This is a genomic window from Pseudomonas sp. Irchel s3f7, assembly GCF_900187615.1.
In the GTDB taxonomy this organism is placed as follows: Bacteria; Pseudomonadota; Gammaproteobacteria; order Pseudomonadales; family Pseudomonadaceae; genus Aquipseudomonas.
The window spans coordinates 25,462-32,507 of record NZ_FYDO01000046.1 but is presented as its reverse complement, the minus strand read 5'-3'; the positions used below and the strand labels follow the sequence as shown (position 1 = coordinate 32,507).

Here is a 7,046-nt window from a genome sequence, read left to right as displayed (position 1 = left end):
TGAGCTCAACCAATGTTGGCCAGAAGCCAAAGATGGCTTCCTCGAATAGGCCTTATACATAGATGCAACCGGGTAGCAGTGTTTAAAAAGCAGGTAGACAGTGGGGGCGAGTCCATACATAGGAGCGGGCTTGCCCGCGATGAGGCCGGCCCATCCAACATCGATGTCCGCAGACCCACCGCCATCGCGAGCAAGCTTGCTCCTACAGTAGATTTCGGTTGCTTACAGATTTTGCGTACACCCACAACCCTGTAGGAGCGAGCTTGCTCGCGATGAGGCCAGCCCATCCAACGTCGATGTCCGCAGACCCACCGCCATCGCGAGCAAGCTTGCTCCTACAGTGAATTTCCGTTGTCCGCAGAGCTTGCGTACACCCACAACCCTGTAGGAGCGAGCCTGCTCGCGATGAGGCCAGCCCATCCAACATCGATGTCCGCAGACCCACCGCCATCGCGAGCAAGCTTGCTCCTGCAGGAGCTACGGTACTCCGAAGATATCGATCAGCTCATTGAGAAACGCGCTCACCAGATCCCGCTGGCGCGCCGAGTGACGCACCGCCGCATGAAACCCCACCTCATAACGCAGCAGCTGCGGATTCAACGGATGCAATTGCCCCAACTGTTCATGCCTGGCCGCGTAGTGCTGCGGTAAAAAACCAAGGTGTTGGCCCGACAGGATCAACAGCGCCGCGCCGTCCATGCTGTCGGTGAGCACGGTCAGGCGTTCGATTGAGGTGGGGGCGGGCATTTCCGGCAGGGGATGGCTCGGCCAGACCCAGTCAAATGTGCTGACATCCGCACGGGTCAAGGCGCCCGCCCGTTCGGACAGCGGATGCGATGGTGCGCAGTAGGCGATCTGGGTTTCCTCGAACAACGGGACGTAATCGATGTTGGGCAAACGGTGCCAGAAGTAACCGATGGCCAGGTCGATGTGGCCGTTGATGATTTTCTCTTCCAGCAACGACGACGACAGTTCGGTGAAGTGAAAATACAAGCCTTCGTGCCGGGCCCTCAGGCGCGCAATTGCCAGGCCGATTTTCTTGTTCGCGACCGGGTCGATCTGCCCGAGCAGGCCGATGTTGATGTTGCCCGAGACTTTACGGTTGATGTGCTGGACTTCGACTCGAAATCCTTCAGCCGCGGCCAGCAGACGGCGAGCTGCCTCGATGAATTGCTCCCCCTTGGGCGTCACCGAAAACCCGCCGCGCCCGCGCTCGCACAAGCGAAAACCAACCCGCGCCTCAAGCGTGGCCAATTGCGCGCTGATGGTCGGTTGCGAGGTGTTGAGGGCGGTTTGTGCCGCCGAGATCCCGCCCGCCTCAACGACGGTCAGAAATACCCGGATCAAGCGCAGATCCAGTTCCGTTACAGTTCCCAGCATGGTCGCTCCCGATGCGCGTTACATAGGTCTTTATCTATGTGAACAGTGTGCCTGCGATATTTTATCGCTCTGTTCGACGGCCTACATTGCCGTGAAAGCAGCGTCATCGTCAGATTTTTCTGGAGTTTCACCTGATCCAGACCTCGAAACGAGCGCAACGCCCACAAAAACAATAAATAACTGCATAGGAACAATCGTATGTCAGGTTCCCCAGTGTCTGCGCACGCCACCGAGGCGAGCGGCGGGTTGGCCATCGAAGGCCATTCCATCGACTACATTCCGGAAAACGAGCGTCACGCCAAACTCAGCAGCCAGGGGCCGTTCTGGTTTCTCGGCAACTTCCATTTCTTCACCATCTCCATCGGTTTCGTCGGCCCGAGCCTTGGCTTGTCGGCGATGTGGACCCTGTTGGCTGGCGCGCTGGGCATCATGTTCGGCACCATCTTTATGGCATTTCACGGTTCCCAAGGGCCGGAAATGGGCCTGCCGCAGATGATCCAGTCCCGCGCCCAGTTCGGCTATCGCGGGGTGATCCTGGCCTTGATGGCGACGATGTTTGTATTTGTCGGCTTTAACGTCGTGAACATCTCGCTGATCATGAACGGCCTGGAACACGTGTTCGGCATCGACCCGACCATCGTCGCCGTGACCGTGGTACTGATCGGCGCGTTGTTATCGATCTACGGCCACGACCTGATGCACAAGGCGTTCAAGTGGGCGTTGCTCGCGACCTTGCCGCTGTACGCGCTGGTGACCATCGCCCTGATGTTCGGTGCAGGTTCCGAAGGCGTTACCCCGGCGACCGATCTCGGTTTCAACTGGGTCGCCTTCGCCACGCTGTTTGCCATCGGCGCCAGCTACAACATTTCCTATGCGCCGTACGTGTCCGACTATTCCCGTTACCTGCCGAAAAATACCAGCCGAAAAAAACTCATCGCAGCGGTGTTTATCGGCGCCTCGTTGTCGGGCAGCTGGATGATCGGTCTCGGCGCGTGGCTGGCTCAGGAGTTGAAAGCCGCGGATGCGCTGGTTGCGTTGAATCAGGTCGGCTCGTCGATGGTGCCGGGGCTGGGCAATCTGCTGGTGATTGTCTCGGTGCTGGGCTTTTTGCCGATCATTGCGCTCAACACCTACAGTGCCATGTTGACACTGCTGACCGGTGTCGACTCGATCCGGAAAATTACCCCGACACCCCGCGCCCGCGTGCTGTCGATCAGTGTGATCAGCCTCATTCTGCTGACCTGCGTGCTGTCGATCAAAGGTGACGGCATCGCCCTGTTGAACACCTTCCTTGTGTTGTTGTTGTACTTCCTCGTGCCGTGGACAGCCGTGAATCTGGTGGATTACTTCTTCGTGCGAAAAGGTCGCTACGCGATCCCGCATTTCTTCACGCCGAAGGGCATCTACGGCGCCTGGCAATTTCGCGGCATCGTTTCCTACCTGATCGGCTTCGCCGCCATGGTGCCGTTTTTCTACATTTTTGACGCCGCCGCCGGCAAAGAGGTCTTCGTCGGTCCACTGGCACGAGTGCTGGAAGGCGTGGACATCGCTTGGCTGGTGGGGCTGGCGGTCTCGGGCCTGACGTATTACCTGCTCAGCCGCTCGCTTGACCTGGTGGCCGAACGTCGAGTGATCGATGCGCTGACCGAGCAAGATATTGTCGCCATGACCCATTCATCTGCGGAGGCAGGGCGTTGAACAGCACGAAAAATACCGTGGTTGCCTGCTGCCAACTGGCGCCGAAAATAGGCGACCTGGCCTACAACCGCACACTCACCGAGCGTGCGATTCGTCAGGCGGCCCATCAGGGCGCCCAAGTCGTAGTGCTGCCCGAACTGGTGCAGAGCGGCTACCTGTTTGCCGATCGTGAGGAAGCGCTGTCTTTGGCGGAAACGGTCGATGGGCCAACGTTGCAGTTGTGGCAAGGGCTGGCCTGCGAGTTGAACCTGGTGATCGTTGGCGGATTCTGCGAGCGCCTGGAAGGTGACGGACTGGCCAACAGCGCAGCGATGATCGACGCCAACGGGCTGCGGGCGGTGTACCGCAAGGCGCATTTGTGGGATGCCGAGAAGGACCTCTTCACCCCCGGCGATGCCGCGCCCCCGGTGGTTGAGACAGTCCATGGACGCCTCGGTATGCTGATTTGCTACGACCTGGAGTTCCCCGAATGGGTTCGTCTGCCCGCACTGGCTGGCGCTGACTTGCTGTGCGCCCCGGTCAACTGGCCCGACGGCCCGCGACCGCAAACCGAGCGTCCGGCCGAAGTCCTGCGGGTGCAGGCCAATGCCTCGGTCAATCGTATGTTCATCGCCGCGTGTGACCGTTACGGTCACGAGCGTGGTGTCGGTTGGGTGCAGGGCTCGGTCATTGTCGACGCCGACGGTTATCCGTTGGCCGGGCCGGCAGAGCAGGGCGGCGAGCAAATTTTGCTGGCGACGCTGAATCTCGCCGAAGCGCGCAACAAGCGTATCAGCGCGGGCAATGATCTGCATAAGGACCGCCGACCCTCGTTGTACGGGCTGAACAGCGGTTTGTAACTGCTGATGTCAAAGTGAGCTGGACCCATTCCCGGGCCTATGGCATCGTCCAGACGATAAAAAACAAAAACCATGCAGTGAACGGGATCGCAATGATGGAGGAGGGGATCAAGGCCGGTGACAGCACGTCCATGGCCACGCTGAAGGCGTTCAATCGCTGCGTGTTGCACGTTGGACGGCTGGCGCGGGAAAGCGGTGCATCGCGGTTTATCGCCGAAGGCTTGCAGGCCTTCGGTCAACTGGTGCCGTTCGCGTCGGCCTGGTGGGGCGAGATGTCCACAGCGGGTCCCAATGTTGCACCGCAGAGCTGGATGCACGGCAGCATCAACCTCCCCGAATCCTTTGCCGCTGAATGGCATCCGGTCGCGGCCAACGATCAGTTCTCCCATACCACCCTGAGCCAGCCCGGCGAGGTGGTGCGTGATATGGGGTTCAACGACCCGTGCGAGGCTGTCAACGATTTCGCCCGGCGCTACGATCTCTACCACTTGATGAGCATCACCTTTGAGTTGCCCGAAAGTGGCTTGATGTTCTTCGTCTGTCTCTACCGCGGCCAGCATGAACAGCATTTCGATGAACACGAAGCCGAGCTGTTTTCGGCGTTCTGTGATCATCTGTTCCAGCTGTGGCGGTTTCAGGTGCAGGACATGATCCGCTTCGATACCGATGATGGCGCGAGCGACTTCGGCATTGCGCGCCTGGACGGCAGCTTGCTGTATGTCGGTGCGCGGTTGTGCGCGGCGATTCAACGTGAACTGCCTGGCTGGAATGGCTCGATACTGCCGGTCGAAGTCGTCTCGCAGTTGCAAAAAGCACCTTGCGTGGTGCGTCTGGGTCGTTGCGCGTTGACCCTGAGCCCCAACGCCGAGCATGTCATCTTGTCCCTCGAAGCACCGTCGCGGGCCGAAGGCCTGGCGCCTCGGGAGCGCACGGCGGCGATGTTGTTCGCCGCGGGTCACTCCTACAAGGAAATCGCCAAACTGCTGTCCCTGAGCCCGGCGACCGTGCGTACTTATCTGCGCAATTGCTATTTGCAGCTCGGCGTGAAAAGCAAGGTTGAACTCGGTTCAGTCCTGCGTTCGCCCGGTTCGCTGATGGAGTCTGCGCGCCGCGATTAATCGCGTTATTTCAACTATTTGCCTCACCCCTCCTCATTTGCAGAGGTCCATTCGAGCGCTGCGCCCTATAGGGTAGGCCCTGTCTATCAGGGGCTTGTGCAGTCGCTTCGGGCCGCTTCAAAACAATAAGAACAGGGGTGAGGCATTTGAGACTTTCCAGGCTTTTTGTTGCCGTCGCGGCGACGACGGCATTGTCCGGCATGGCGTTGGCGGCGACTCCCGCCGACCTGGTCATGCGCAATGGCTACGTCTACACCGTCGATGGCCAGAACTCCGTGCAGCAGGCGATTGCGGTCTCGGGCGGCAAGATTGTCTATGTCGGCAACGACGCGGGCCTTGACGACTACATCGGCAAACAGACGCAACTGATCGACCTGGGCGGGCGCATGCTGATGCCGGGCTTCGTCGATGCGCATATGCACCCGGGTGACGGCGGTCGCGCCATAACCTTGTGCGACCTGAAATACCAGACCCTGACCCGTGCGCAGTTCCAGGCGAATATTCAGGCCTGCCTCGATGCCGACAAGGACAAGGGCCCGGACGTGTGGCTCGAAGTCGGCAGTTGGGACCGCATGGGCATGACCGGGCTCGACGGCGACGCCGACAAATCGACCCTGGACGCGCTCAAGACCAAACGCCCCATTCAGGTGCGCTCCACCGATTTCCACACCATCCTGACCAACTCCCGGGGCCTGGAAGTGGCCGGGATCAGCAAGAGCACCGCCGACCCAGAAGACGGCAAGTACCGCCGTGACAGCGCCGGCAACCCGAACGGCATCTGCGAAGACGGCGCCGCCGAGTCGATGGCCGCCGTGGTGCCAGCAGCCACCGAAGCGGAAAAACTCAATCAGATCCGTGCCGCCCTCGACGCCATGCGCCAGCAAGGCATCACCAGTTTCTTCGACGCGCTGTCAGGACCGGAAAATGGCAAAGCCTTCACCAGCCTGCAAAAGTCCGGCGAGCTGACTGCCCGGGCCTTGCTGGCGATCAAGCTTGACCCCGCAGCCGCCATCGCCGACCCGGCGAAAACCATCGCCGAGGCCAAGGCACTGGCCAGCACTTACGATCAGGGCGAAGTGAAGGTCGCACCGGGCGTGAACATGCGTCACGTCAAACTGTTCATGGACGGCATCATCAATGCCCCGGCAGACACCGGCGCCATGTTGAGCCCCTACCTGAGCAACACCGGCTCCGAGGCAGCACCGAAATGGACGCCGGGGCACAACGTCGGCGAGCTGTATTTCCCGCCGCAAGTGCTCAAGCCATTGTTGCTGCAAGCGGTGCAGGCGGGTCTGGATCCGCACCTGCACGCGACCGGTGACCGCGCAGTCCGTGACTCGCTCAATGGCATCGAGTACGTGCGCCAGCAACTGCCCGGCAACGGCTTTCGCCCGGCGATCACCCATGCCGAGTCGGTCGACCCCGCAGACTATCCGCGCTTCAAGGCACTCGACGTCACCGCCAACATGTCTTTCCAGTGGGCCCAGCAAGCACCGTCCACGGTCGACGGCACCAACGAACACTTGGGCGCCGCACGTTTTGCGCGCATGGAACCCTCGGGCAGCATCGCCCGCGCCGGTGGCCGAGTGGCGTATGGCAGCGACTGGCCGGTCGATCCCCTCGATGAGTTCCTGGCGCTGAAAGTCGGTGTCACTCGCTCCGGCGATCCGACCAACCCGCACAGCTATGGCCTCAAGTACGCAGGACGGTTGAACGCCGACCCGGCGCTGTCGCGCAGCGATGTGCTGCGCAGCATCACGCTCAATTCCGCCGAACAGTTGAAACTGGACAAGGTGGTCGGCTCGCTCGAAGTCGGCAAATTCGCCGACCTGATCGTGCTGGACAAGAACTTCATGCAGGTGCCCGAGGAAGAACTCGGCCGTAACCAGGTGCTGCTGACGGTGGTTGGCGGCAAGGTCGTGTGGGCCAAGGCACCGTTTCAGGGGACTGCGCCGCAAGTCGCTTCCCAGTCTGTCATTTCCCGATCCGCCCAATAAAAAACCAGAGAGCG

The 7,046-nt window shown here is 60.6% G+C and carries 5 protein-coding genes; 4 read left to right on the top strand and 1 reads right to left on the bottom strand.

The window, feature by feature from the left end:
• Window positions 1-477: 477 nt before the first annotated feature.
• Window positions 478-1,380: a LysR family transcriptional regulator gene (locus CKW19_RS27310; RefSeq protein ID WP_095061531.1), complete on the bottom strand. Its 903-nt coding sequence runs from the start codon at window positions 1,378-1,380 to the stop codon at window positions 478-480.
• 198 nt (window positions 1,381-1,578) lie between these two features.
• Between CKW19_RS27310 and CKW19_RS27305 the strand changes: the two genes are divergently transcribed.
• The 4 genes from CKW19_RS27305 (at window position 1,579) to CKW19_RS27290 (ending at window position 7,032) form a co-directional block, all read left to right on the top strand.
• Window positions 1,579-3,078, top strand: coding sequence for a cytosine permease (locus CKW19_RS27305; RefSeq protein ID WP_095061529.1), 1,500 nt, complete (start codon window positions 1,579-1,581; stop codon window positions 3,076-3,078).
• Complete coding sequence (locus CKW19_RS27300) at window positions 3,075-3,917, top strand: nitrilase family protein (RefSeq protein WP_095061527.1); 843 nt, start codon at window positions 3,075-3,077, stop codon at window positions 3,915-3,917. The genes CKW19_RS27305 and CKW19_RS27300 overlap by 4 nt, the downstream gene beginning before the upstream one ends.
• A gap of 95 nt (window positions 3,918-4,012) precedes the next feature.
• Window positions 4,013-5,035: a helix-turn-helix transcriptional regulator gene (locus tag CKW19_RS27295; RefSeq protein WP_095061525.1), complete on the top strand. Its 1,023-nt coding sequence runs from the start codon at window positions 4,013-4,015 to the stop codon at window positions 5,033-5,035.
• A gap of 200 nt (window positions 5,036-5,235) precedes the next feature.
• Complete coding sequence (locus CKW19_RS27290) at window positions 5,236-7,032, top strand: amidohydrolase (RefSeq protein WP_177408860.1); 1,797 nt, start codon at window positions 5,236-5,238, stop codon at window positions 7,030-7,032.
• Window positions 7,033-7,046 lie beyond the last annotated feature (14 nt).